The organism is Terrirubrum flagellatum (genome assembly GCF_022059845.1).
Classification (GTDB): Bacteria; Pseudomonadota; Alphaproteobacteria; order Rhizobiales; family Beijerinckiaceae; genus Terrirubrum; species Terrirubrum flagellatum.
This window is the reverse complement of sequence record NZ_CP091851.1, coordinates 2,631,509-2,657,317: the sequence shown is the minus strand read 5'-3', so window position 1 is coordinate 2,657,317 and position 25,809 is coordinate 2,631,509. Positions and strand designations below refer to the sequence as shown.

General features: G+C 64.4%; 25 protein-coding genes and 1 pseudogene. 22 read left to right on the top strand and 4 right to left on the bottom strand.

The features are described from left to right. Complete coding sequence (locus L8F45_RS12915; RefSeq protein WP_342363267.1) at positions 1–1,080, bottom strand: helix-turn-helix transcriptional regulator; 1,080 nt, start codon at positions 1,078–1,080, stop codon at positions 1–3. Between the two features lie 335 nt (positions 1,081–1,415). Between L8F45_RS12915 and L8F45_RS12910 the strand changes: the two genes are divergently transcribed. The 7 genes from L8F45_RS12910 to L8F45_RS12880 all read left to right on the top strand — a co-directional run bounded on the left by L8F45_RS12910 (position 1,416) and on the right by L8F45_RS12880 (position 8,631). Continuing rightward, positions 1,416–2,189, top strand: a complete 774-nt coding sequence (locus L8F45_RS12910; protein ID WP_342363266.1) for an SDR family NAD(P)-dependent oxidoreductase — start codon at positions 1,416–1,418, stop codon at positions 2,187–2,189. Between the two features lie 5 nt (positions 2,190–2,194). Next, entirely contained in the window at positions 2,195–3,064 is an 870-nt protein-coding gene (locus L8F45_RS12905; protein WP_342363265.1) for an SDR family NAD(P)-dependent oxidoreductase, read from the top strand. A gap of 13 nt (positions 3,065–3,077) precedes the next feature. Next, a complete protein-coding gene (mmsB, locus tag L8F45_RS12900; RefSeq protein ID WP_342363264.1) occupies positions 3,078–3,971 on the top strand; it encodes a 3-hydroxyisobutyrate dehydrogenase in 894 nt (297 codons plus the stop codon). A gap of 102 nt (positions 3,972–4,073) precedes the next feature. Continuing rightward, complete coding sequence (locus tag L8F45_RS12895) at positions 4,074–5,612, top strand: class I adenylate-forming enzyme family protein (protein ID WP_342363263.1); 1,539 nt, start codon at positions 4,074–4,076, stop codon at positions 5,610–5,612. Between the two features lie 71 nt (positions 5,613–5,683). Next, positions 5,684–6,451 carry a TetR/AcrR family transcriptional regulator gene (locus tag L8F45_RS12890; protein ID WP_342363262.1) on the top strand — a complete coding sequence of 256 codons (768 nt, stop codon included), beginning with the start codon at positions 5,684–5,686 and terminating at the stop codon, positions 6,449–6,451. 113 nt (positions 6,452–6,564) lie between these two features. Beyond that, positions 6,565–7,782, top strand: coding sequence for an ABC transporter substrate-binding protein (locus L8F45_RS12885; protein WP_342363261.1), 1,218 nt, complete (start codon positions 6,565–6,567; stop codon positions 7,780–7,782). Between the two features lie 72 nt (positions 7,783–7,854). Beyond that, a complete protein-coding gene (locus tag L8F45_RS12880; protein WP_342363260.1) occupies positions 7,855–8,631 on the top strand; it encodes a glucose 1-dehydrogenase in 777 nt (258 codons plus the stop codon). Between the two features lie 10 nt (positions 8,632–8,641). Here L8F45_RS12880 and L8F45_RS12875 read toward each other — a convergent pair whose 3' ends face one another. From L8F45_RS12875 to L8F45_RS12865, 3 genes and pseudogenes are all read right to left on the bottom strand, one after another. Further along, positions 8,642–9,532, bottom strand: a complete 891-nt coding sequence (locus L8F45_RS12875) for a branched-chain amino acid ABC transporter permease (protein WP_342363436.1) — start codon at positions 9,530–9,532, stop codon at positions 8,642–8,644. Positions 9,533–9,670: 138 nt separating this feature from the next. Next, positions 9,671–10,576 (bottom strand): annotated as a pseudogene (locus L8F45_RS12870) (branched-chain amino acid ABC transporter permease); the annotation flags it as partial. Further along, positions 10,569–11,339 (bottom strand): ABC transporter ATP-binding protein, encoded by a 771-nt coding sequence (locus L8F45_RS12865; RefSeq protein ID WP_342363259.1) that lies wholly within the window; start codon positions 11,337–11,339, stop codon positions 10,569–10,571. The pseudogene L8F45_RS12870 and the gene L8F45_RS12865, both read right to left, overlap by 8 nt. A gap of 160 nt (positions 11,340–11,499) precedes the next feature. On the opposite strand from L8F45_RS12865, the gene L8F45_RS12860 reads away from it, so the two are divergent. The 15 genes from L8F45_RS12860 to L8F45_RS12790 all read left to right on the top strand — a co-directional run bounded on the left by L8F45_RS12860 (position 11,500) and on the right by L8F45_RS12790 (position 25,722). Next, on the top strand, positions 11,500–12,255 hold the full coding sequence (locus L8F45_RS12860) for an SDR family NAD(P)-dependent oxidoreductase (protein WP_342363258.1): 756 nt from the start codon (positions 11,500–11,502) through the stop codon (positions 12,253–12,255). A 34-nt stretch (positions 12,256–12,289) separates the two neighbouring features. Further along, positions 12,290–13,417, top strand: coding sequence for an acyl-CoA dehydrogenase family protein (locus L8F45_RS12855; RefSeq protein WP_342363257.1), 1,128 nt, complete (start codon positions 12,290–12,292; stop codon positions 13,415–13,417). After that, a complete protein-coding gene (locus L8F45_RS12850; protein WP_342363256.1) occupies positions 13,410–14,606 on the top strand; it encodes an acyl-CoA dehydrogenase family protein in 1,197 nt (398 codons plus the stop codon). Before L8F45_RS12855 ends, L8F45_RS12850 begins: the two co-directional genes overlap by 8 nt. Continuing rightward, on the top strand, positions 14,603–15,181 hold the full coding sequence (locus L8F45_RS12845) for a nuclear transport factor 2 family protein (RefSeq protein WP_342363255.1): 579 nt from the start codon (positions 14,603–14,605) through the stop codon (positions 15,179–15,181). The genes L8F45_RS12850 and L8F45_RS12845 overlap by 4 nt, the downstream gene beginning before the upstream one ends. Beyond that, positions 15,178–15,936, top strand: coding sequence for an SDR family NAD(P)-dependent oxidoreductase (locus L8F45_RS12840; protein WP_342363254.1), 759 nt, complete (start codon positions 15,178–15,180; stop codon positions 15,934–15,936). Before L8F45_RS12845 ends, L8F45_RS12840 begins: the two co-directional genes overlap by 4 nt. A 106-nt stretch (positions 15,937–16,042) precedes the next feature. Continuing rightward, positions 16,043–17,137 carry an NAD(P)H-dependent flavin oxidoreductase gene (locus L8F45_RS12835; protein ID WP_342363253.1) on the top strand — a complete coding sequence of 365 codons (1,095 nt, stop codon included), beginning with the start codon at positions 16,043–16,045 and terminating at the stop codon, positions 17,135–17,137. Continuing rightward, entirely contained in the window at positions 17,134–17,910 is a 777-nt protein-coding gene (locus tag L8F45_RS12830) for an enoyl-CoA hydratase family protein (protein ID WP_342363252.1), read from the top strand. Before L8F45_RS12835 ends, L8F45_RS12830 begins: the two co-directional genes overlap by 4 nt. Then, positions 17,907–18,701, top strand: a complete 795-nt coding sequence (locus L8F45_RS12825; RefSeq protein ID WP_342363251.1) for an SDR family oxidoreductase — start codon at positions 17,907–17,909, stop codon at positions 18,699–18,701. The genes L8F45_RS12830 and L8F45_RS12825 overlap by 4 nt, the downstream gene beginning before the upstream one ends. Then, a complete protein-coding gene (locus L8F45_RS12820; protein WP_342363250.1) occupies positions 18,701–19,159 on the top strand; it encodes a MaoC family dehydratase in 459 nt (152 codons plus the stop codon). Before L8F45_RS12825 ends, L8F45_RS12820 begins: the two co-directional genes overlap by 1 nt. Before the next feature lie 19 nt (positions 19,160–19,178). Beyond that, positions 19,179–19,808, top strand: coding sequence for a nuclear transport factor 2 family protein (locus L8F45_RS12815; protein WP_342363249.1), 630 nt, complete (start codon positions 19,179–19,181; stop codon positions 19,806–19,808). Then, the gene (locus L8F45_RS12810; RefSeq protein WP_342363248.1) at positions 19,780–20,910 is read left to right on the top strand and encodes an NADH:flavin oxidoreductase; all 1,131 of its coding nucleotides are present in this window, start codon (positions 19,780–19,782) and stop codon (positions 20,908–20,910) included. Before L8F45_RS12815 ends, L8F45_RS12810 begins: the two co-directional genes overlap by 29 nt. 190 nt (positions 20,911–21,100) lie before the next feature. Then, the gene (locus L8F45_RS12805) at positions 21,101–23,194 is read left to right on the top strand and encodes a 3-hydroxyacyl-CoA dehydrogenase NAD-binding domain-containing protein (RefSeq protein WP_342363247.1); all 2,094 of its coding nucleotides are present in this window, start codon (positions 21,101–21,103) and stop codon (positions 23,192–23,194) included. A gap of 51 nt (positions 23,195–23,245) precedes the next feature. Next, positions 23,246–24,112 carry a CoA transferase subunit A gene (locus tag L8F45_RS12800; RefSeq protein WP_342363246.1) on the top strand — a complete coding sequence of 289 codons (867 nt, stop codon included), beginning with the start codon at positions 23,246–23,248 and terminating at the stop codon, positions 24,110–24,112. 12 nt (positions 24,113–24,124) lie between these two features. Beyond that, positions 24,125–24,919: a CoA-transferase subunit beta gene (locus L8F45_RS12795; protein WP_342363245.1), complete on the top strand. Its 795-nt coding sequence runs from the start codon at positions 24,125–24,127 to the stop codon at positions 24,917–24,919. Positions 24,920–24,951: 32 nt separating this feature from the next. Then, entirely contained in the window at positions 24,952–25,722 is a 771-nt protein-coding gene (locus L8F45_RS12790) for an SDR family NAD(P)-dependent oxidoreductase (protein WP_342363244.1), read from the top strand. Positions 25,723–25,809: the final 87 nt, after the last annotated feature.

The window sequence follows — 25,809 nt, the reverse complement described above, 5'->3', positions numbered from 1 at the left end:
TTAGTTCATGCGGTTGCGCGGCGGGCCGAGCACCGCGGCGCTGTTGAGCATCAGCCGCACGAGTTCGGTCTGGCGCGTGATGCCGCTCTTCGAGAAGATCGAGCGCAGATGCGCGCGCACCGTGTTGCGGCTGATCGACAGCGCTTCCGCGGTTTCTTCAAGCGACAGGCCATTCGCGAGACGATGCGCGACAGCGGCTTCCGCCGGCGTGAGATCGAACAGCTCGCACAGCAGGCTGATCTCGACCTCCGTGTTGCATTCGGGATCGCGGATGAAGACGGCCGCGACGGCGCCGCTGACGCCATGCCAGTTCTCGTCCGCGCCGATGCGCTGGATGATGACGCCAAGCTTGCGCGCGCCTGACGGCCGCGTCAGCGACAGCGCGCGCGAAGCGGGCGACGCGTCGCCTGGCGCGATCATGTCCTTCACGGCCGCCTGCAGAGCTCGGTCATCTTTTGCGGACGTGGCCGCAAGCCTTTGGCCGACAAGTTGCAATCCATTGCGCGATTGCAGTGCTGTCGAGGCCGCGGATGTGGTCTGCAACACATAGCCCTTGCGATCCAACAGCACGGCGCCGATCAGCAACTTGTCCATGACGCCGGAATAAAGCTTGTTCTCGGTCTCGGTCTTGCCGATGCGCGCGGAGAATTCGAGCGCGCGCCGCACATGCGACAGCAGCATCGAGCAGAGCGACGTGTCGTCCTCGACGAAAGGGCTTTCCCCGCGCGGCCGGAACATGCGCAGATGATATTCTTCCTTCTGCCCTGCTTCAGCGGCCGCGATGTGATGCGCATGTTCGAGGAAGAGGGGAGTCGCGCCAAAGCGGCTATCGCCGGCGCGCATGCGTCCGTCATGCGAGGCGAGCTCCCGCGCTTCCGCCGGCAGATCATCGCCTGACACAACGGTCATGCGATCAGGCGTCTGCGCGCGCCGTTCGATCGTGAGCACCGCATAGGCCGCGGACAATTTCGAGCGGATGAGGTCGACCGAGCGCTGCAGCGGCGCGCCGCCGAGCAGATCGTCATAAATGCGATCGACGAGCGATCCGATTTCGGCGACGGAAAAAGCATGTTGCGACATGTTCGCTGGACCCTGACCCGAGTGACGATCCTGGTCGCCTTGGAAGGCGGCCGGCGAAGGCGATGACGAAGCGGCGGCGCGATGATTGCGCCTTCCGCTCAGCTCCCTGCGAAGCCGCGAGAAGGATGCGAATTCATGCTGGCCTCCCTGAGCGCCGAGTCTTCGCCCGGCTGCAACGCAAACACGGATGTCAGTAATTCGACTGCGTGTCAAATCGCCGACGCCGCGTCAAAAAGCGCAGGCGGCGCGAGGCTTTTGCCGCATCGGACTAGGCCGTCCGGAGGATGCCGGCCGCCGCGCATGACGCTCTCACCTCCTGACACCGAGGATTTGCCATGGCGGGCGTCGAGCGTTTCGTGAACAGGAAGGCGCTTGTCACAGGCGCAGCGTCGGGCATCGCGCGCGCGGTCGCGGATCGGCTGGCGCGCGAAGGCGCGCAGCTTGCGCTCGCCGATCGCGATGAGAAAGCCTTGCGCGCGACGTGCGACGAGATCGCGGCGCGTTACGGCCGCGCGCCGCACGCGATTCTGTTTGAAGCCGCCGATCACGACTCTTGCCGCCGCATGGTGGACGAGGCCGCGACGAAGCTCGGCGCGCTTGATGTGGTGCTGAATATCGCCGGCGTTTATGGCCGCTGCCGCTTCGAGGATATTTCCGCCGCGGACTGGGCGCGCGTGATGGACGTCAATCTCAACAGCCTGATGCCGATCATTCAGGCGGCGCTGCCGCATCTGATCAAAAGCGGCGGTAATATAGTGAACACTTCTTCGCTCGCCGGCGTGCGCGGCATCGCCTACGCCTCGCATTACGCGGCGGCGAAGGCCGGCGTGATCGGGCTCTCGCAATCGCTCGCCGGCGAGTTCGGTCCGCTCGGCGTGCGTGTGAATGTCGTCTGTCCGGGCGGCGTGAATACGCCAATGACCGCCAACATGGCGCCGGTGCGCGACCCCGATCCCTCGATCGCATTCCCAAAACCAAAACTGCGCGGCAAGCGCGAGCGCGCCGAGCCGCAGGATCTCGCTGGGGTCTATGCGTTTCTTGCATCGGACGACGCCTGCTTCGTTTCCGGCGCCGCCATCAATGTCGATGGCGCGCAGATATCGGGATGACCGCCATGGGCGCGCTCGAGGGCAAGGCGATTGTCATCACCGGAGCCGGCGCCGGTCTCGGCGAAGCCTATGCGCGCCATGCCGCCGGCCTCGGCGCAAGCGTCGTAGTAAACGATATCGATTCCGAAGCAGCGTCTCGCGTCGCGGCTTCGATCGAAAAGGCGAGCTGTCGGGCCGTCGCGAAAGCCGGCGACATCTCGTCCTGGAATGTCGCGCGCGAACTGATCGAATGCTGCGTCGATTCCTTCGGCGCGATCGATGGGCTCGTGAACAATGCGGGCGTGCTGCGACCGGCCGAAATCCTCGACATGAGCGAGGCCGATCTCCGCCTCATGCTCGACGTCAATATCGGCGGCTCGGTCGCCTGCGGCGTTCATGCGGCGCGCCGCATGAAGGAGCGCGGCAAGGGTTCTATCGTCAACGTCACATCGGGCTCTCACGCCGGCGATGTCGGCTTGAGCGGCTATGGCGCCAGCAAGGGCGCGATCGCGTCGCTGACCTATGGCTGGGCTCTGGAATTACGGGGCTCGGGCGTGCGCGTGAACGCCATCTCTCCGCTGGCGCAGACCGCGATGGCGCAAGCGAATGTCGCCTTCATGACGCGCCAGAACGAAAATCGCGCGCAGCCGCACGTCGTGATGCCTCACCCCGATGTCAGCGCCCCGGCTGTCAGTTACCTCCTTTCCGATCGTTCCGCGGCGGTGAATGGACAGATTCTCCGCATCACCGGCGATGCGTTGTCGCTGATCACTCACCCCATGATCGCGGCGCCGGTGCTGAAAGGCGAATGGACGTTCGACGCCATCCGTCGCGCCTTCGACGAAACGCTGGCGGCCCGCGCGCAGCCGCTCGGGCTTTCATTCGCTCCGGCGTGATCGGAATTGGCGAATGAAAGTTCTGGTAATTGGCCTTGGCCAGATGGGGCTTCCCATCGCGCTCAATCTGAGAAAGGCCGGCCACCAGGTCATCGGAATCGATGTTTCGCCTGAGCGACGCGCAGAATTTGAGTCGGCGGGCGGTGAGGCGCAGGACGCGATCCCGCGGCAATCCGACGCCGACGCGGCGCTGACGATCCTCGCATCGGGCGCACAGGTTCGCGCCGTCTATGAGGGCGACCGGGGATTGATCACGAATATGCGTCAAGGGTCGCTGCTGGTCGATTGCTCCACGATCGACATCGCGACCGCGCGCGATTTGCAGGCGGCGGCAACGCAAGCGGGCCACGATATGATCGACGCGCCGGTGTCAGGCGGCGTCGCCGCGGCCGCTGCAGGTTCGCTCAGCATCATGATCGGGGGAACGGAACAGGCGTTCGCTCGCGCGCGCCCGCTGCTCGCCGGCATCGGACAGAAGATCGTCCATGTCGGCGGAGCAGGCGCGGGCCTCGCGGCGAAGCTGTGCAACAATCTCGTTGTCGGCGCGACCATCGGCGCGCTGTCGGAGGCTTTTGCGCTTGGCGAAAGGCTGGGCGTTGCCGCCGACACGCTCTTTGAGATCATGATGGCCTCGACCGGACGCTCCTGGGCGCTGGAAAATGTCTGTCCGGCGCCGGGGCCCGTGCCGGGCGCGCCGTCGAGCAACGGCTACAGGCCCGGAGGCAAGACGACGATTCTTCTGAAAGACCTCGACCTTGCCGCGCAGGCTGCGCGCGACGCCGGCGTCGACGCGGCCATCAACGCGGCTGCAGCCGATCTCTATCGTCGCTTCAGCGCGGCCGGCGGCGGCGACATCGACTGCACCGGCGTCTTCACATTGCTGTCGGGCAGGCTTCCTCCCGCCTGAAATCCATTAGTCCGTTCGGACGTGCCTGCGCTGGAAGCGCTTTCCTAATCTTGCAATTGCAGTCATAGCGCGTGGCTAAATCCGCGCGCCGGGGAGATGGGGATGGAGTGCCTGAACGAGATGCTCGCACGCAATGTGCGCATGCTCGGCGATCGACCCTTCATCATCGCGGAATCCGAGACGCTCACCTATACCCAGTTCGATAACCGCACGGCGCGCATTGGCGCTGTGCTGGCGTCGAAAGGCGTAAGGCAGGGCGACTGCGTCGGTCTCTATCTCCCGAGCGGGCTCGACATGGCGCTGGGCTTCTGGGCCGCGCAGCAGATCGGCGCCGTGCCCGTGCCGATGACTTCGATGTTCAGGGAAGGCGAGGTGAGGGCGATCGTCGCGCAAAGCGACATGGCGGCGATGATCGTTGATGAGACGACGGCGCCGATCGTAGCTCCTGTCAGGGGCGAGCTTCCAACGCTTCGCGCGCTGCTGCTGGCGGGCGGCGGCGAGCATGCGGGCTGCGAGCGGCTCGCGCCGCTGATCGAGAAAGCGAGCGCCGACTATCCCCGCGCGCGTTGCGCGCCTGGTGATGTCGCCGCCTTGTTCTTCACGTCGGGCACGACGGGAATGCCGAAAGGCATCGCGCAGTCGCAGTTCAATCAGTATTCGACGCTGCGCGACATGATGTGCGCGCATCGCACGCAGTTCGGTCGCGAAATTTATATGTGCGCGGTGCCGCTGTTCACGAATTTCGGCTGCACGGTCAATCTCAATCTCTGCCTGTTCGCTGGCGGCACCATCGTGCTGCATGGTCGCTGGGATACGGAGAAGGTGCTTGCCGCGATCAAGGAGCATCGCGCCACCTATTTCGCCGGCACGCCCACCATGTTCGTCTATCTCGTCGGAGCGCTCGATCCGAAGCGACATGATCTCTCATCATTGCGCCTTTGCACCACGGGCGGATCGCCGGTGCCGCAGATCATCATGCGCAAGTTCGAGGACGCGTCCGGCGCGCGCGTCATCCAGGTCTATGGCGCAACGGAAACGCTCGGCCAGAATGTGATGGAGCCGTCGGTTGGCGTGAGAAAACATGGCGCGGCTGGTTTGCCTGTTGGCAGCTCGCGCATCGCGATCGTTAACGACGAGGGCAAGCCGGTTCCACAAGGGGAGGTCGGCGAAGTCGTGATCAGCGGCGATTGCGTGTCGCTCGGCTACTGGCGCGATCCCGAGGCGACGGCGAAGAGCTTCACGCCCGCCGGCTGGTTAAGCGGCGATCTCGGCTATCTCGACGAGGACGGTTATCTCTTCATCGTCGATCGCAAGAAGGATGTGATCATCGCCGGCGGTTTCAACATCTATCCGCTGGAGGTCGAGTCCGTTCTCTACAAGCATCCCGATGTCGCGGTCTGCGCCGTGGTCGGCGCGGCGGATGAGAGCAAGGGCGAGATTCCCGTCGCCGTGGTGGTGCGCAAGAAGGACGCGAACCTCGACGGGCCAGCCGTGATCGCATGGTGTCGTGAGAACCTCTCGGCCTATAAGGCGCCGCGTCGCGTCTATTTCGTCGATGAGCTGCCGGTTCAGGCGGGCAAGATCCGCAAGCGCGACCTGACCCGGATGATCAATGAAGGCCGGCTCGCGCCAGCGACCTAAAAGGCGAGATGTAGATGCGCGCTCCAAAAAGTGATACCGCCGCTCGCAGCCCCTATAGAGCAGGACGAGCAATGAAGGCCAGCATGGCGGATGCGGAGCTCCCCAAACAGGCTGTGAGCGCCGCTGAGAAATCGCCGGCGAATGGCCGGCTTGCGCCCAATCCGCGCAAGGAGCTGGTGCGCGAGCAGCTCATTTCGATCGCCGCGGAAATCTTCAACACCAAGGGTTATGCGCAGACCAGCATGAGCGACATCGCCAACGCGCTCGGCCTTGGTCGCTCGGCTCTCTATCACTATTTCCGCAACAAGGAGGAGATCTTCGGCACCCTCATGGAGGAGGAGGCGCTGATCCCCTACAATGCGTTGCTCAAGCTGGCGGAAGAAAAGGGTCTCTCCGCGACGCAGCGGCTGCGCCGGGCTGTGGTTGACGGCATCGTGCGCCGCCTGTCCGCAGGCGCGCGTTTTCTCGTCGTCAGCAGCATGGAGTCGGAGATCCCGCCGGAAATCGCCCCGGTCTACAACTCGAGCAAGCGCAAGATTCTCGATCTCTACACAGGCTTCATTCAGGACGGCGTCAGGTCGGGGGAATTCCGCGACGTCGATCCCAAGCTCGCCGCCTTCGCGGTGATCGGCATGGCGAATTCCGCCTCGCGCTGGTTTCACCCGACCGGCAGCAAGTCGCCGAAGGAGATCGCCGATTTCATCGCCGAGATCGCGATCCGCGGCCTGCTCAGCGACGGCGCCGAGCGGCGTGACGCGCGGATCGCAAGCGAAGCGCTGGGCGACGCGATCCAGCAATTGCGCGGCGGGCTCGACGCGCTCGAGAAGCTGGCGCGCTGACCGACTCTAGTCCGAAGGGACGACGACTGCTGGACTCGCGAAGCTGAGCATCGCAGCGTCCATGAGTGGGCGTCGCCTCGACGCGCGCCCTCAACGAAAGTGGGGAGGAACGCATGAGGCGCAGGGATTTCGTATCGATGGCCGCGCTGGCGGCGGGCAGTATGACGATCGCGCGGCCTGCGATCGCGCAGTCGCCGGGCGGCGTGAAGATCGGCGTGCTCAACGACCAGAGCAGCTCGTTTTCCACATTCAGCGGCGTCGGCAGCGTCGAAGCGGCCAAGCTCGCGATTGCGGATTTCGGCGGCAAGGCGTTGGGACAACCGATCGAGATCGTCTCCGCCGACCACCAGAACAAGCCAGACGTCGGCCTGTCGATCGCGCGGCAATGGGTGGATCGCGATGGCGTCGACGTTCTCGTCGATATCGCAAATTCGGCGATTGCGCTTGGCGTCAACAACCTGCTCAAGGATTCAAAGAAGCTCGGCCTCTTCGTTTCGCCGATCACCGATCGCATGACGGAAGAGGATTGCAACGGCTACGGCATTGCGTGGGCCTATGACGCCTATTCCATCTCGCGCACCTCGGCGGTGGCGCAGGCGCAGCGCGGCGTCGATTCCTGGTTCCTGATCTCGCCGGATTATCAGGCGGGCTATGTGCTGGAGCAGACGGTCAAGGACGTCATCGAGCAGACGGGCGGCAAGCTGCTCGGCGCCGTGCGTGCGCCGCTCGGCTCGACCGATTTCTCCTCCTATCTCATTCAGGCGCAGGCCTCGAAGGCGAAGATGGTGGGCCTGACGTTGAACGGCCCCGATCTCGTCAATGCGCTGAAGCAGATTCGCGAATTCGGCCTCGCGCAGCGCGGCCAGCGCGTGGCGGTGACTGGCCTCTACGAGGTCGAGGTCAAGGCGACGGGACTTGCGCCGCTCCAGGGCATCGAATTTGCGGCGCCCTGGTATTGGGACTCGTCGGACGAGAATCGCGCTTTCGGCAAGCGCATCCTCGAAAAGACGGGCCGCATTTCTTCCTGGATTCACGCCGGCTGCTATTCCGCGACGACCAACTACCTCAAGGCTGTCGAGGCGGCGGGCAGCAAGGACCCTGAGAAGGTCAAGGAACAGCTCATGAAGACGTCGTTCAACGACCTCTTCCTGAAGAACGGCAAGCTGATGCCGAACGGCCGCATGATTCACGACACCTATCTCATGCGCGTGAAGACGCAGGCCGAAGTGAAGGGCGACTGGGATTTCTTCGAACCGCTGAAGACGGTGCCCGCAGATCAGGCGTTCCGGCCGCTGTCGGCGTCGAAGTGCGCGCTCGTCAAGAAGAGCTGAGCGCTTTAAACGGGAGGTTGAGACGCCGCGGCTTAAGCAAGCTGCGGCGTTTTGTTTGCTGCGGAGGCGAAGATGGGACGCGTTGCAGGCAAGGCGGCGATCGTCACGGGAGCCGGGCAGGGCATGGGCGAAGCCTCCGCGCGCCTGCTGGCGCGAGAAGGCGCCCGCGTTGTCGTCGCTGATCTCAATGAGGCGACGGGCGAGAAAGTCGCGGCTTCCATTCGCGAGTCAGGCGGCGACGCGATCTTTGCGCGTCTCGACGTCGTCGACGAGAATGGCTGGCGCCATGTGATCGGCGAGACGAAGCGCGCCTTCGGCGGATTGCATGTCGTCGTCAACAATGCCGGCGTCGCCTTTCCCGCGGGCAGCGTGGAGGCGCTGTCGCTCGACGAGTGGCGCCAGATGCTGAGCATCAATCTGGAGAGCGTCTTCCTCGGCGTGAAATACGGCATCGAACTGATGCGCGAAACCGGCGATGGCGGATCGATCATCAATTTCTCCTCGATCCTTGGACTTGTCGCCAATCCCGCGCAGGCGGCTTATGGCGCGAGCAAGGGCGGCGTTCGGCTGCTCACCAAGTCAGCCGCGCTGCATTGCGCGCAGGCGGGCTATCGCATCCGCGTCAATTCGATCCATCCCGGCTATATCTGGACGCCGATGCTCGAGGAGACTTTGCGTCGGCGCGGTGATTTCGAGGAGCACAAGCGCATCGTCGAGGGCAAGACGCCGCTTGGTCATTGCGGCGAGGCGGATGATGTCGCTTATGGCGTGCTCTATCTCGCCTCCAATGAGTCGCGCTTCGTCACCGGGACAGAACTCGTGATCGACGGCGGCTACACCGCGCAATGAGATCGCCGTGTCAGTGAGCGCCGCTCGCCGCCGGGCGCGCGGACAGAGACTTCGCTGATCTTCGCTCGCGCGCGCCAAGCCATTCCAGCAGCGTGCCGACAATACCCTTGCGGAGCGTGAGCACGCAGAGCACGAAGATCGCGCCCTGAACCACCAGCACCCAGGCGCCGAGCTGGGCGAGCTCGTTCTGCAGCGTCGCGAGCACCGCGGCGCCGACGACGGGCCCGAGGATCGTGCCGACGCCGCCGATGAGGACCATGAGCAGCGCGTCGGCCGACGTCATGAAGAACACATCCGCGAGCGAGGCGATCTGGAACACGATCGCCTTCAGGCCGCCGGCGACGCCAGAGAGCGCAGCCGACAGCGTGAAGGCGATCAATTTGAAGCGCTCCGTCTTGTAGCCGAGCGAGATCGCGCGCGGCTCATTCTCGCGGATCGACTTCAGCACCTGCCCGAAAGGCGAATGGATGATGCGATGGATGAAAGCGAAACCGAGCAGGAACACGACGAGCACGAAGGCGTAGAGCGCGGTTGGATTCGACAGGTCGATCAAGCCGAACAGCCTGCCGCGCGGCACGGCCTGGATGCCGTCCTCGCCATGGGTCCATGACGCCTGTAAGGCGTAGAAATAGACGATCTGCGCCAGCGCCAGCGTGATCATCGCGAAATAGAGGCCCTGCCGGCGGATCGCGAGCCAGCCGAACAACGCGCCAAGCGCGGTGGCGCACAAAGTTCCGATGAGAAGCGCGATCTCCGGAGTGACGCCCCAGAATTTCGCGACATGCGCCGTGACGTAAGCCGATGCGCCGAAGAAGGCGGCGTGGCCGAAGGCGAGCAGGCCGACATAACCGAAGATCAGATTGTAGGCGCAGGCGAAGAGCGCGAAGCAATAGATCTTCATCAGCAGGACGGGATAAACGAAGAGCGGCCCGATCGCGCCGATTGCGGCGAAAAGCGCGAGCCACGGGCCGAGACGATCAGCGAGCCCGTTGCGCGTCGCGCCGCCGCTCGCCTCATGCGCGTGGCCCGCGGAGGTGTCGCGCCCGAACAGGCCCATGGGCCTCAGGATCAGCACGATCGCCATGACGACGAAGATCACGGTCGATGACGCCTGGGGATAGAAGACTTTCGTGAGGCCTTCGATCACGCCGAGCATGAAGCCCGAGATGATCGCGCCGAAGATCGAACCCATCCCGCCGATCACCACCACGGCGAAAATGACGATAATGATGTTCTGCCCCATCTGCGGGCTGACCTGATAGATCGGCGCCGCCATCACGCCTGCCAGTCCGGCAAGCCCGACGCCAAATCCGTAAGTCAATGTCAGCATGCGTGGAACGTTGACGCCGAAAGCACGCACCAGCGAAGGATTCTCTGTGGCGGCGCGGAGATAGGCGCCGAGCTTGGTGCGCTCGATCAGCAGCCACGCGCCAAGGCAGATCACCACAGACGACAGGATCACCCAGGCGCGATAATAGGGCAGATACATGAAGCCGAGATCGACGCCGTCATCGAGAATATCGGGCACTGAATAGGGCTGGCCGGCGGAGCCGAAGCGCAGGTGGAACAGGCCTTCGATCACCATGGCGAGGCCGACGGTGAGCAGAAGGCCGTAGGCGTGCTCAAGATTGTAGACGCGCGAGATGAACAGCTTCTCCATCACGACGCCGATAAAGCCGACGAGGATTGGCGTGATGATGAGCGCCCACCAGTAATTGATCGCCGGCAGGCCAAGACCGGGGAGGAGCGTTGGCAGGTTGATGAGCAGCCAGGCGCAGAATCCGCCCAGCATATATTGCGCGCCATGCACGAAATTGCCGATGCGCAGCATGCCGAAGATGATGGCGACGCCGAGACTCATCATGGCGTAGAACGATCCGTTGATGAGCCCGATCAGCAACTGGCCGAAGATCATCGCCGGCGGCAGGTCGAAAATATCAAGCATGACCGCCGCCGAGATAAGCCTGGATCACATCAGGGTGGCGCGACACGGTCTCGTAGGGTCCTTCGGCGAGAATCTGGCCGCGGGCCAGAACCGTGATCGTGTGCGACAACCGCGACACCACCGAGAGATTGTGCTCGACCATGAGAACGGTGCGCGTCGCTGCGACCGTCTTGATCAGTTGCGCGATGCGGTCGACATCCTCGAGGCCAAGGCCGGACGTTGGCTCGTCGAGCAGCAGCACTTCGGGATCAAGCGCCAGAGTGGTCGCGATTTCGAGCGCGCGGCGACGGCCGTAGGAGAGCTCCGCCGCAGTGAGATCGGCGAAGTCGATGAGCCCGACCGACTGCAACAGCTCCTCGGCGCGAGAGCGCAACGAAGACAGTTTCTCCTCCGCCATCCAGAAGCGATAGGAGACGCCGAGCGGCCGCTGCAGCGCGAGCCGCACATTCTCGAACGCGGTCAGATGCGGAAAGACGGCCGAAATCTGGAACGAGCGCACAAGGCCGCGCAGCGCCACATCGGCGGGAGCGAGCGTGGTGATATCATCGCCGCGATGATAGATGCGGCCGGCGCTCGGTTTCAGAAACTTGGTCAGGAGATTGAAGACGGTCGTCTTGCCGGCGCCGTTCGGACCGATGAGCGCATGCACGGTTCCGCGCCTGACATTGAGATCGACATTGCGCACCGCGCTGAAGCCGAGGAAATCCTTGCTCAGCCCCTTCGTCTGCAGGATGAAATCGCCGGGGCCGGCCGCCTCGCCCATGCTTTCTCGATCTCCCCCGGTCTTCCCGCTGGCTATGGCGGTCGGTCCGTCATGCAGCTTCGTCTTTTCGGACGATGCCGCTATAGGCTCGCCCGATAGGCCATGAGAGCATGAGCGGGGGTCCGCGTCGACGCCTCCGATCGCTTCATGGAGCGACAGCATGAATCGCCTCGCAGGCAAGGTTGCGATCGTCACCGGCGCGACCGGCGGCATCGGACGCGAAGCGGCGATTCTCTTTGCGCGCGAGGGCGCCAGGGTGGTCGTTGCGGGGCGCCGGATTTCCGAAGGCGAGGAGACTCTGTCGCTGCTGAAGGCGGCCGGCGGCGAGGGAATCTTCGTCTCGACCGATGTGACCGAGCCCGACAGCGTTGCTGAGATGATAGCGCGGACGATCGAGGCGTTCGGCAAGCTCGACGTGATCTACAATAACGCCGGTGGATCGACGAGCCGCGACGGGCCGGTGACCGAAGCGCCGCTCGACGAATTCTGGCGCGCGATCAAACTCGATCTTTTCGGCACCTGGCTGTGTTGCCGCGCCGCCATCCCGGAGATGATCAAGGCCGGCGGCGGCTCGATCGTGAATTCCGCCTCGATCGTCGCCATGATGGGCATCCCGCGCCGCGACGCCTATACTGCTTCGAAGGGCGGTGTGATCGCGCTCGGCCGTTCGATGGCGGTGGAATATGCGTCGCACAGGATTCGCGTGAATACGGTCGTGCCCGGCGCCGTCGCGACTGAACGCGTGATGAAATTCTATGAGACCGAGCCGCATTTGAAGAAGCAGTGGGACGCCTATCTCCTCGGCATCAGCGATCCTATCGATGTCGCGCAGGCGGCGTTGTTTCTGGCCTCTGACGAGTCCCGGAAGACGACGGGACAGGTTCTGACCGTTGATGGCGGCATCCTGATCTCATGAGCGTGGCGCGCAAACGGCGCGCGGCGGAGGCCGCATGAGGCTCGCCCTTTCGCCTGACCAGGAAATGATGCGCGAGGAGGCCGCGCGCATCCTCGCGGAAAGATCGTCATCCTCGGCGGTCAGGCGTGTGATCGATGCCGGCGCATCGCGCGATGACGCAATCTGGAACGCGCTGTCGCGCGAGCTGGGCTGGTGCGGCGTCGCGATCCCCGAGCGCCATGGCGGTCTGGGGCTTGGCCTGTTCGATCTCGCCTTGCTGTTGGAGGAGACGGGGCGGCGACTCCTGTGTGCGCCTTTCTTCGCGACGGCGGGCTGCGCCGCGCCTCTGCTCGCTCACGCCGCGAGCGACGAGGCGCAGGCGCGCTGGCTGCCGCGCATTGCAGCGGGCGAATGTGCAGCGACAGTCGCATGGCCGGCGAGTGGTTCTCTGGTCAACGACATCTTGCTGACGGCGGAACGCGCCGGGGGAGAATATGTCATCTCCGGCGTCGTCGATCAGGTCCTTGATGTCAGGAATGCGGACATCATTCTCGCGCCCGCTCGGTTCGACGGCGAGATCGGCCTGTTCACGCTTGAGCGGAGCGCTGGCCTGCATCTCCAGTCGCATCGCACGCTCGATGCGACGCGCAACATTGGCCGCCTCCATGCCGACCGTGCGCCGGCGTCGCGCGTCGATGATCCCGCGCGGCTCGCGCATGGCGCGACGCGCGCCGCTGATTGGTCGAAGCTGTTGCTGGCGGCGGAGCAGGTCGGCGGCGCCCAGGCCTGCCTAGATCTGACTCTCGCCTATATCGCCGAACGCGTGCAGTTCGGCCGCGCGATCGCCTCCTTTCAGGCGGTTAAGCATCGCTGCGCGAAACTTGCGATCGAGATCGAAACGGCGCGCTCGCTCGTGTGGGGCGCGGCGTCAGGCGTCGATCAGGGCGCTGATGACTGGGAGGCGTCGCTCGACGTCGCTGGCGCGCTCGTCGCCGCTACGGAAATCTACAATCTCGCGGCCGAGGAGGCGATCCAGCTTCATGGCGGCGTCGGCTTCACCTGGGAGTATGATCCGCACCTCTATTTTAAGCGCGCCCAGGCGAGCGCCGCCTGGTTCGGCGCGCCGGAAACGCATCTCGAGCGCGTCGCGCAGCATCTCTTTGACGAGCACGAACATGCCTGAGCGTGCGGTTCCGGACGAGACGACGGCGCTGCGCGCCGAAGTCGTCAATTGGATGCGCGCGCATCTCGTAGGAGACTTCGCGCCGCTGCGCCATCGCGGACACGCCGGCGACGGCGATGCGTTGCCCGAATTGCGCAAGCGCTGGGAGCGCGAACTGGCTTCCGGCGGCTGGACATGCGTCGGTTGGCCAAGGGAGCATGGCGGACGCGGGCTTTCGATCACAGAGCAGGTCGCGTTTCAGGAGGAATATGCGCGCGCCGGCGGCCCCGGCCGCATGGGCCACATCGGCGAAGGGCTGATCGGCCCCACATTGATCGCCTACGGAACAGAGTCGCAGAAGGCGCGCTTTCTCCCGCGCATTCTCGGCGGGGAAGACTTCTGGTGCCAGGGCTATTCGGAGCCAGGCGCAGGCTCCGATCTCGCAGCGCTGCGCACGCGCGCGACGCGCGATCCTGCGACCGGCGACTGGCTCGTGTCAGGCCAGAAGATATGGACCTCGCTCGCCCATGTCTCCGACTGGATTTTCGCGCTCGCGCGCTGCGAGGAAGGTTCTGTCGGCCGCAAGGGGCTCATCTTCCTGATGCTGCCGCTGCGCCAGCCGGGCGTGACGATTCATCCTATCAGGCAGATGGGCGGCGGCGAGGAATTCAATTCGGTCTTTTTCGACAATGCGCGCGCGTCGGCGGAGGATGTCGTCGGCGAACCCGGCGAAGGCTGGAGCATCGCCATGGCGCTGCTCGGCTTCGAACGCGGCGTCTCGACGCTCGGTCAGCAGATGGTCTTCGCTGAGGAGCTGCAACTCATCATCGACATCGCGCGCGAGAATGGCGCCGCGCACGCGCCGGTCATTCGCCAACGCATCGCGCGCGCCTGGATTGGTCTGCGCGCCCTTCGCTTCAGCGCCTTGCGCGTGCTCGGCGCAGATGGCTCCGCGCCGCTCGGGCGCGAGGCGCTGGGGTACAAGTATCAATGGTCGAACTGGCATCGCGATCTCGGCCGGCTCGCGATGGACGTGCTCGGCGGCGACGCAAACATCATAAGCGACGATCCGCGTCGCGCCCGGTTGCAGCAGCTTTTCCTCTTCAGCCGCGCGGATACGATCTATGGCGGAACCAACGAGATTCAGCTCAACATTATCGCTGAGCAGGGTCTCGGCATGCCGCGCGAGCCGCGGGGATCGCTGACATGAGCGAGCCTCTCTTCGGATTGGCCGAGAGCGATCTGCGCGATGTCGCGGCGCGAGATGCCTTGCGTCGGCTGGTCGAATCCTATTCGCGCGCCGTCGACCGGCGCGACTTCGTGCTGCTCGAAAGTCTCTATCACCCCGGCGCGATCGAAGAACATGGCGACATGTTCAGGGGCTCGCCGGCGGAATATGCGGTCTGGGTGCAGTCTGCGCTCGCGCGCTACGAAGCGACGGCGCACTATGTCGTCAACGCGCTCTTCGTGATCGACGGCGATCGCGCCGAGGGCGAGGTCTACAAGCTCAATTATCACCGCACGCACCGGCCCGATGCGACGGAGGTGATTACCGGCAGCCGCAGCCTCGACCGCTATGAAAAGCGCGCTGGCCGATGGGGTTTCACGCGGCGAAGCATCACGCTCGATTGGGCGACGCGCAGGCCGGCCGATCTCGGCGCCTATAGCGATTTCGCCGCCGGCAGTCCGCATGGCCAGCCGGGTGCGAGCGACCTGTCCTATCGATTGCTGAGCCTGTTTCAACGGCGCGACGGCGCCGATGCAAAAATCGAGGAGACGTCATGAGCAAGCAATTCGCTGGAAAGATCGCCGTCATCACCGGCGCCGGCAACGGCATCGGCCGCGCCGCTGCGCTCGCTTATGCGGCGGAAGGCGCCGATATCGCGATTCTCGATCGCGAGGCCGACGCGCTGATGGAGACCGCCGACATGGCGCGCGGGCAAGGCGTGCGCGCTCTGCTAATCGTGGGCGACATGACGAAACTGCCCGAGGTGGAAGGGGCGTTCGGCCGCATCGTCAAGGATTTCGGCCCGGTCGACATGCTGCTCAACAATATCGGCCAGACCGCGCGCGAGAATTATTCGGAATTCTGGCTCGCCAAGCCCTCGACGCTGGAATTCGTGATCGACGTGTCGCTGATGACGACCTTGATATGCACGCGCCAGGTCGTCGAATCCATGCGCGAACGCAAATCAGGCAAGATCGTCAGCATCTCTTCGGATTCCGCCGTCAATGGCGATATCGGCACCGCCGACTACGCCGCAGCGAAGGCCGGCGTGCTCGGCTTCACGCGCACGCTCGCGCGCGAGCTCGGCCCTTTCAAGATCAATGTGAATGCGATCTGCCCTGGCCCGACCAAGACGCGCGCCATGAAGCGCATTCCACAGGACGCCTATGAACGCGCAAAGAACATGATCCCGCTGGGCGAATTGTGCGAGCCCGAGGATATCGCCAATGCGGTGGTCTTCCTGTCGAGCGAGAAGGCGCGCTTCATCACCGGCCAGACCCTGTTGGTGAATGGCGGACGCGTCTTCTATTGACGAGGCGCTGACGCCGCCGGTTAATCAATTCAGACGATGGCGCCAGCGCGCCGCCGGAGCCTGTTGCGGCGCAGCGCGGCAGGATGTCTCGCTGACTGGATGAGGAATGGTTGAAGGATTGCGAACCGAGCTGTGTGATCGCCTCGGCTGCCGATATCCTGTCGTTCAGACGGCGATGGGATGGGTCGCCGACGCGAAGCTGACGGCCGCGACCGGAAACGCCGGAGGTTTCGGCTTTCTCGCCGGCGCGACGATTCCGGCTGGCGAAGTCGAAGCCGAAATTCTCAAGGTGAAGTCGCTGACTTCGGCGTCGTTCGGCGTGAACTTCCACATGTTCCAGCCGAACGCGGAGGAAGTGCTTGAGATGGTGATCAGGCATAAGGTGCGCGCCGTGAGCTACGGCCGCGGACCTGATGCGAAGACGATCAAGCGGCTGAAGGACGCCGGCGTCATCTGCATGCCGACAGTTGGCGCCTTGAAACACGCGGTGAAAGCGGTGGAACTCGGCGCCGATGTGATCACGGTGCAGGGCGGCGAGGGCGGCGGCCACACCGGCGCATCGCCGACGACAGTGCTGCTGCCGCAAGTGCTCGACGCCGTCAAAGTCCCCGTTGTCGCGGCCGGCGGCTTCTTCGATGGGCGCGGGCTCGCGGCGGCTCTCGCTTATGGCGCAGCGGGAATCGCCATGGGGACGCGCTTTCTCATGACGACTGACTCGCCGGTGCCGAAAAGCGCGCTCGATCGCTATCTCGCGACGAAGGATCCCGCGCATATTCGCGTGACGCTCGCGGTCGACGGTCTGCCGCAGCGCTTCATCGAGAATGACGAGATTCGCCGCCTCGAGGGCATGGGTCTGCCCGCGCGGCTCGCGATGTCGATCGCGCATGCGCGCCGATGGGGCGCGGAGGCGGGCCTTGGAATGATCGACATGATCAAGCTGGGTCTCAAGGCGACGTCGGCTGCGGATTCAAGTTTCGCGCAGACCGTGATGGCGCCGAACTTGCCGACGCTCGTGCAGCGCGGCGTGCGCGATGGCGATCCCGACAACGGATTGCTGCCGAGCGGGCAGGCTGCTGCGGCGATCGAGAAACTTGAGAGCTGCGTCGAGCTCATCGCGCGCATCATGCGTGAAGCTCAGGTGAGCATCGATCGATTGACGGCGCTTGCGGCGCCTGATGTCGCGAGGAAGGGAGCGGCATGAGCGGGCCATTTCGGATTGTGATTGAAGACGGCGTCGGTGAAATCATCATCGATGCGCCGCCGGTGAACGCCTTGAACAGCGCGGGATGGCGCAGCCTGTCGCAGGAGATCGACGCCCTTAACGCCAACGCCGATGTCCGCGTGATCGTGATCCGCGCCGAGGGGCGCGGCTTCTGCGCCGGCGTCGACATCAAGGAGCTGCAGGCCAATCCGGGCCTGATCCCCGAAGTCAATGCCGGCAACTATGAGACCTTCCGCGCGCTTCATCGCGGGCTGAAGCCGGCGATCGCGGCTGTGCATGGTTTCGTGCTCGGCGGCGGCATCGGCATCTGCGGCGCAGTGGACATCATCATCGCGTCGCCTTGCGCGCATTTTGGCGTCCCGGAAGTCGATCGCGGCGCGCTCGGCGCCGGTGCGCACCTCCAGCGCATGTTCCCGGTGCAGAAGGTCCGCCAGATGTATTTCACCGGCGAGATGATCGATGCGGCCGAAGCCCACCGTCTTGGGGCCGTGGAGAAGATCGTGCCGCGCGAAAACTTGCGCGAAGCGGCGATAGAGCTGGCGCGCAAGATCGCGGCCAAGAGCCCGACCATGATCCGACTGGCGAAGGAAGCGCTGAACGGCGTCGAGGATGGCGATCTCGAACAAAAGTATCGCTGGGAGCAGGGCTTCACAGCGCAGGCCTATATGACGGCGGAATCGCAGGAGGCGCGCGACGCGTTCGTTGCGAAGCGGGACGCGGATTTCGATCGCGCGAAGGCGAACAAGGCATGAGCGAAGCGCCGCCGATTCCGGCCTACGTGCCAGGTCACGGGCTGCTCAAGGGAAAGTCCGTTCTCATCACCGCGGCGGCCGGCGTCGGCATCGGCTTTGCAACGGCGAAGCGCGCGCTGGAGGAGGGCTGCCGCGCACTGATGATCTCCGACATTCATGAGCGTCGGCTTGATGAAGCGGTGGAGAAGCTGGCTGCCGTCGCGCCGGATACGCCAATCTCGCGCCTGATGTGCAACGTCTCCGACGAGGCGCAGGTGCAGGCGCTGGTCGATGCGGCGGAAGCGGAGCTTGGCGGCGTCGATGTGCTCGTCAACAACGCTGGCCTTGGCGGGCTCAAGCCTGTTGTTGAAATGACTGACGCGGAATGGAGCCTGGTTCTCGACGTGACGCTCACCGGCACGTTCCGCATGACGCGCGCCATGCTGAAGAAGATGATTCCGCGTCGCGCGGGCGCGATCATCAACAATGCGTCGGTGCTGGGATGGCGCGCGCAGAAGGGGCAGGCGCATTACGCCGCGGCGAAGGCCGGCGTCATGGCGCTGACCCGTTGCAGCGCTGTCGAGGCGGCCGAACATGGCGTGCGCATCAACGCGGTCTCGCCCTCGATCGCCATGCATGAATTCCTCAAGCGATCGGCGCCGCAGGAATTTCTCGATTCGCTGTCGCGCCAGGAGGCGTTCGGGCGCCCGGCGGAGGTCTGGGAGATCGCGAACGTCATCATGTTTCTTGCGAGCGACTACGCCGGATACATGGTCGGCGAAGTCGTATCCGTGTCGAGCCAGCGCGCCTGATGGGTCTCGTCTTCAGATCGGCTGATGAGGCGGTCACGAATGTCGGCAGTGCGCTCGGCGCCAGCGAGTGGCTGCTGATCGATCAGGAGCGCATCGATCTCTTCGCCGAGGCGACGGGCGATCATCAATGGATCCATGTCGACCCTGAGCGCGCGAAGTCAGGCCCGTTCGGCGCGACGGTGGCGCATGGCTATCTCACGCTGTCGCTGGTCAACATGTTCCTGCCGGAGCTGTTTCGCGCCGAAGGCATGACCATGGGCGTGAATTATGGCTGCGACCGCGTGCGCTTTCCCGCGCCTGTCAAGGTGAATTCGCGCGTGCGCGGCGTCGGTGAGCTCGTCAAGGCGGAGTTGCTGACGGAGAAGGCGGTCCAGACTATCGTCCGCGTCACGATCGAGATCGAGGGCGGACAGAAGCCGGCCTGCGTCGCCGACGCGATCGGCCGCTATTATTTCTGAGCCGCTGACGGAGGCCGCCATGGAGGACCGCAGCGCCGAAATCCTCGCGCGACTCGATCGAATCGAATCCCGCGACGAGATCCGCCAGCTCATCTCCAAATATTCGCTCGCGCTTGACATGCGCGACATGGATGCGATGGCGAACCTGTTTCCGGAGGACGTCGCGGTCGGGAAGGGAAAGAGCGGGCGTCGGGCGTTACGCGACTGGCTCGACGAGACGATGCGCAGCCAGTTCGACGGCACCTCGCATCATGTCGGCACCCAGATCATTGAGTTTGAGACGCCAGACAGCGCCGTTGGCATCGTCTATTCCAAGAACGAGCATGAGACCGGCGGCGAATGGGTCATCATGCAGATGATGTATTTCGATCGTTATGAGCGCATCGCCGGCCGCTGGTATTTCCGCCGCCGCCAGCCGCTTTACTGGTACGCGACCGATCTTAACAAACCGCCGATCGGATCGCGCAAGATGCGCTGGCCGGGCCGCGAGCCTTATCATGGTTCGTTCCACGATCTGTTTCCGTCCTGGAAGAAATTCTGGGAGGCGGGCGGCCTTGGTGATGCGGCGCTCGCGGCGCCTGCGCCGCTGGAGCGCTTCATTGAGACTATGCGGGCCGGACATGAAATCACAGGAAATCGCGTCCGCTGAGGCGCCTTCAGCGCTCGACGCGCTGTTCGAGCCCGCGGAAATCGCCGGTCTGTCGCTGCAAAGCCGCATCGCGATGGCGCCGATGTCGCGCTATCTCTGTCCGGATGGCGCGCCGCACGCCACCGTCGCGGATTATTACGCGCGGCGCGCGGCGAATGGCGTCGGCCTCATCATCAGCGAGGGGACCTATATCAGCCATCCCTCTGCGCCGAGCTACGAAGGCGTTCCCTATTTTGCGGGCGAGACCACTCTCTCCGGCTGGAGCGATGTGGTGAGAGCCGTGCACGCCGCGGGCGGACTCTTCTTTCCGCAGCTCTGGCACACCGGCAGTTTCCGCCGCCGCGGCATGGCGCCGGATCCCGATGTTCCCGGATTTGGTCCATCCGAGAATGCGAATGCGTTCACAGGCCTTCCCGATGTCACCCATGCGATGACGGAGAAAGAGATCGCCGAGGTCATCGGATCTTACGCCCAAGCCGCCGCTGACGCAAAACACATGGGTTGTGACGGCGTCGAAATTCACGGCGCGCACGGCTATCTCATCGACGAATTTTTCTGGGCTGTGACAAACCGCAGGACGGATCGCTATGGCGGCGACCGCCGCGCGCGGACGCGCTTCGCGGTCGAGATCGTCAGCGCGATGCGGGCGCGCGTCGGCGCCTATTTCCCGATTTCCTTTCGCTTCTCGCAATGGAAGCAGCAGGACTATGCGGCGAAGCTCGCCGACACGCCGCGAGAACTTGCCGATGTGCTGGAGCCTCTGCGCGACGCCGGCGTCTCGCTCTTTCATTGTTCGACCCGTCGCGCCTGGGAGCCGGGATTCCCTGATGAAGGCGCGCGCACACTCGCGGGTTGGACGAAACTTCTCACCGGCGCGCCCGTCATCGCGGTTGGCAGCGTGGGTCTTGATCGCCCGGGCCTCAGAGCCGCGGAGCCGGCTTCGGTCGCGCCGGTCGCGGAAGCTTTCGCGCGCGGAGAATTCGATCTGCTCGCCGTCGGCCGCGCCCTGCTCGCTGATCCCGAATGGGTCCGCAAGGCGCGCGACGGCCGGTTTTCCGAGTGCGCCGCCTATACAAAAGACCTCTTGCCGACACTCTGGTGAGAGCCGGCGATTTTAGTCCCTTCAGACGATGCAGCAGCTCCCTTGCGACGGTTCGATCGAAGCTGCGAACTCCTTGGCTTCGCGACAGATTCCAGAGAAAGCGGGCGGAGGCGATGGGCGCTGCGGTCGTTGAGAGAAAAGACCTGCAAGGCTCGTTGAAGCGTCGCGTGCGCGCGAGCGCCGACCCGGCATGAACGACGCGTTTCGCAATCCGGTTTCGACCTCGCAATCAGGCGAGATGATGCTCGCTTTCATCGACAATCCGCCCGTCAATGCGCTGTCGCATGGCGTGCGCGCCGGGCTTGTTGGCGCGCTCGACGCATTCGAGGCGAATGCGAGCGCAAAGACGCTCGTGCTGATCTGCAAGGGGCGCACTTTCGTCGTGGGCGCCGACATTCGCGAACTCGGGCGGCCGATGCTCGATCCGCAATTGGCCGAGGTGATCGCGCGTCTCGACGCCTGCGCGAAGCCCGTGATCGCCGCGATTCATGGAACGGCGTTGGGCGGCGGCCTCGAACTTGCGCTCGCCTGCAACTATCGCATCGCTGCGCGCGACGCGCGGCTTGGCGTTCCCGAGGTGAAACTTGGCATTCTGCCGGGCGCCGGCGGCGTGGTGCGATTGCCGCGACTCGTTGGCGTCGAGACGGCGCTTAAGATGATCAGTGGGGGCGTCGAGCTGACGGCGGCGCAGGCGTTTGAATGCGGCCTGATTGACGAAATTACGGATGGCGATCTGCAGGCGGGCGCGACGGTCTATGCGCAGCGACTCATCGCTGAGGACTCTCCGCCGCGACGCGTCAGCGAAAGGCCGTTTCCCGCTTTCGACAAGGCGGCCGCGGAGGCCGCACGTACTGCGCTGGCGCGGAAATATCGCGGCTTCAACGCGCCGCAGGTGGCGGTCGATTTGTTCGAGATGGCGGCTGAGACGCCGTTTGCGGAAGCGGCCGTGAAGGAACGGACAGTCATTCGCGGCCTTGTCACGTCGCCACAATCGAAGGCGTTGCGTCATCTCTTCGTCGCCGAACGCGCGGCGCAGAAGCTCGACGGCGCGACGGCTGACGCACAGCCGCGCCCGATTAAAAGCGTCGTCATTGCCGGAACGGGATTGATGGCGCGCGGGATCGCCGTCTGCTGTCTCGATGTAGGCCTCCCCGTTATTCTGCTTGGCCGGTCGGAAGCGTCTCTCGCCAAGGCGCGCGGAGCGGTCGCGAACATCTATGAGGGCCAGAAAAGCCGCGGCAGCCTCTCGCAGGAAGAGACGGATTCACGGCTGGCGCGCCTGTCGGCGACGACGTCGCTTGATGATCTGAAGAGCGTTGACCTCGCGATCGAGACGATCGCCGAGGAGGTCGGGCCGAAGCGCGAGATGATCGCCCGTTTGAGCCGCGCGCTGCGCGACGATGCGATCATCGCGACGAACACCTCATTTCTCGATATCGACGATCTCGCGACAGCGAGCGCACATCCCGAAAATATCTGCGGGATGCATTTCTTCAATCCCGCCTACGCCATGAAGCTTCTTGAGAATGTCCGCGCGACAAAGACCGCGCCCGACGTGCTTGCGACGATCATGCAATTCGGCAAGGCGTTGGGGAAAATTCCCGTCATGGTCGGCCGTTCCGAAGGTTTTGTCGCCAACCGCATGCTGTCGAAGCGCACGCGCGAGGCGCTTTTCCTGCTGGAGGAGGGCGCGACGCCCTGGCAGATTGATGCGGCGCTGGTGCGTTTCGGCTTTCCCGTCGGCCCCCTCGCGCTCGCTGACATGGCCGGCCTCGATGTGATCGCCGCAACGCGCCGCGCACGCTTCTCGCGGATGACGGCGCGGGAACGGAGTTGCGACATCGTCGACCGGCTGATCGCCGCGGGACGGCTCGGTCAGAAATCGGGCGCGGGCTACTACGCCTATGACGAGAAGCGGAAATCATCGCCCGACAAGGCGACCGAGGATTTGCTTGGCGCCTATCGCGCGGAGCGCGGGCTGACGGCGCGCGCCATCTCTGATCAGGAAATCGTCGAGCGCTGCCTCTACGCCATGATCAATGAAGCGGCGCTGATCCTTGAGGAAGGCGGCGCGGCGCGCGCCGGCGACGTCGATGTGATCTGGACCAGCGGTTTCGGTTTCCCGCGTTATCTCGGCGGCCCGATGTTCTACGCCGATCAGGTTGGCCTGCCGGAAATCGCAAAGGCGCTTCGCGGCTATGGCGCCTCGACTGGCGAAGATCATTTCCGGCCCGCGCCTCTCATCGAACGGCTCGCGGCCGAAGGGCGCGGCTTTCATGGCTGAGCGCCGCACGAATTTTCTGTCTGCTGAATAGTGAGGCCGATGAACAAGGAAATGTCTCTCTCGTCGGTTGTCGGGCAATTGCGCGACGGCATGACGATCGGCGTTGGCGGGTGGGGGCCGCGTCGCAAGCCCATGGCGCTGATCCGCGAAATCCTGCGATCCGATCTGAAGGATCTGACCGTCGTCGCCTATGGCGGGCCGGAGATCGGCATGCTCTGCGCCGCCGGCAAGGTGAAGAAGCTCATGTACGGTTTCGTGTCGCTCGATGCGATTCCGATCGAACCCTATTTCCGCAAGGCGCGCGAAGCGGGAACGGTCGAGGTCAATGAGCTTGATGAGGGCCTGCTGCTCATTGGTTTGCAGGCGGCGGCGCATCGTCTGCCGTTCCTGCCGACGCGCGTCGGCCTCGGCTCCGACGTTCTGACCTACAATCCCGAATTCAGGACGGTGCGCTCGCCCTATGATGATGGCGAGACGCTTCTCGCCATGCCGGCGATCAGGCTTGATGTGGCGCTGATCCATGTCAGCCGCGCCGATCGTCTCGGCAACACGCAAACGGACGGTCCAGATCCCTATTTCGACGGGCTGTTCGCGCGCGCCGCGGAGCGCAGTTTCGTCACGACTGAAATGCTGGTGGACCGGCTCGATCTCGCGCATTCCGACACCGCGAAAACGAATCTGTTCGAGCGTTGTTTCGTCAGCGGCGTGACGCTGGCGCCTGGCGGCGCTCATCCCACCGCTGCGCATGACGCTTATGGCTGGGACTCCGCGCACCTCAGAGCTTACGCCGCGTCCGCGGCCGAACCTGACGGCTGGTCCCGCTATTATCAGGATTACGTCGCGCCGGGAGAGGCGGGCTATCTCGATCGCATCGGCGGCGCGTCGCATATCCGCAGCCTGCCGCTGCCGGTCTTCTGAGCGGAATTCGTCATGACCACAGCAAAGGAATTCACGCTCGCCGAACTCATCATCGCAGCCGCCGCGGAAGCGTGGCGCGGCGAAGGCGAGGTGCTGGCGACCGGCATCGGCGTCCTGCCGCGCATCGCGGCGAGCCTCGCAAAACTTACCTTCGCGCCGCAACTGATGATGACGGATGGCGAAGCCTATCTCGTCGAGGAGCCCGTGCCGCTTGGGCCGCGCGGCGACTATAAGCCGAAATTCGCGGGCTGGATGCCCTATGGCCGCGTGTTCGACAATGTCTGGTCAGGCCGTCGTCACGCCATGGTGACGCCGGTGCAGGTCGATCGCTGGGGGCAAGCGAATATCTCCTGCCTTGGCGATTTCAGGAAGCCGAAGGTGCAGATGCTCGGCATGCGCGGATTTCCCGGCAACAGCGTCAATCATCGCAACTCGATGTTCCTGCCGGCGCACAGCAAGCGGGCCTTTATTGAAGGCGAGGTCGATGTGGTCGCGAGCGTCGGCTATTCCGACAAAAGGTTCCCTGAAGGCGCGCGCCGCGCCGGCGGCGATCTTGGCATTATCGTCACCGATCTCTGCGTGATGGATTTCAAAGGCCCCGATCATGCGGCGCGCGTGCTGTCGCTGCATCCAGGCGTCACGTTCGATCAGGCGCAGGCGGCGACGGGATTTCCGCTTCTTGCCCCAGCAAGCAAGCACATCACGGCCGCGCCGACCGAGGAGCAGATCACTGTCATCCGCAAGCTCGATCCGCATGATCTGCGCGCTGGCGTGATCAAGGGAAATCCGCCGGGCGCGCGCCCGTGAGCGCGGCATAGCCGCGGGAGACTGAGGGACGCATGTCAAAGACGCTGTTTCCCGATGGGGTCGCCGTCGTCATTGGCGGCAGCGGAGGCGTGGGCGCTGAAATTAGCCGTTCCCTGGCGGCGAACGGCTGCGACGTCGCGCTGACTTTCTTCAACAATGAAGCGCGCTCCGAGGAAGCCGCGACGGCCGTGCGCGGCGAGGGCCGCGAAGCCTCGACGCATCGTCTCAACGTTGCGGACGCCGAAGCGACGCGTGCCCTGTTCGAGCAGGCTTCGCATCGCCCCGGCGGCGTGCATACCGTGGTTTACGCCGCGGGGCCGCTGGTGCCGCTGATCCATCTCAGCAAGATCGAGCCGGAGTTGATGCGCAAGCATCTGCTGCAGGACGCCTTCGGCTTCTTCAACGTGGTTCATGCGGCGATTCCGCATCTGCGCCGCACCCGCGGCTCCATCGTCGCCTGCCAGACCGCCGCGCATTTTCGCTACGCGCCCGCCGACGGTCTTTCCGTCGTGCCGAAGGCGGCCGTGAACGCGATCATGAAAGGCGTGGCGAAAGAAGAGGGGCGCTATGGCGTGCGCGCCAACGGCGTGGCGCTGGGGATTATCGAGGCCGGCCAGCATCCCGAGCTGACAAAACTCGGCTATATCGACGATAAGTATATGGAGGCCGCGGCGCGCAACACGCCGCTGCGGCGCAACGGCTCCGCCGCCGACGTGGCGGAAGCGGTGATCTATCTCGCCTCTGCGCGGGCGGGATTTGTGACCGGCCAGGTGATCGCGGTCGACGGCGGCTACTCCATCTGAGGCCTCAAGGCCGTTAGTCCCATCAGACGATGTTGCGGCCTCCCGGCGAAAGCATGCAAAGCCGTCTGCGCCTGCGCGCGAAGCCGT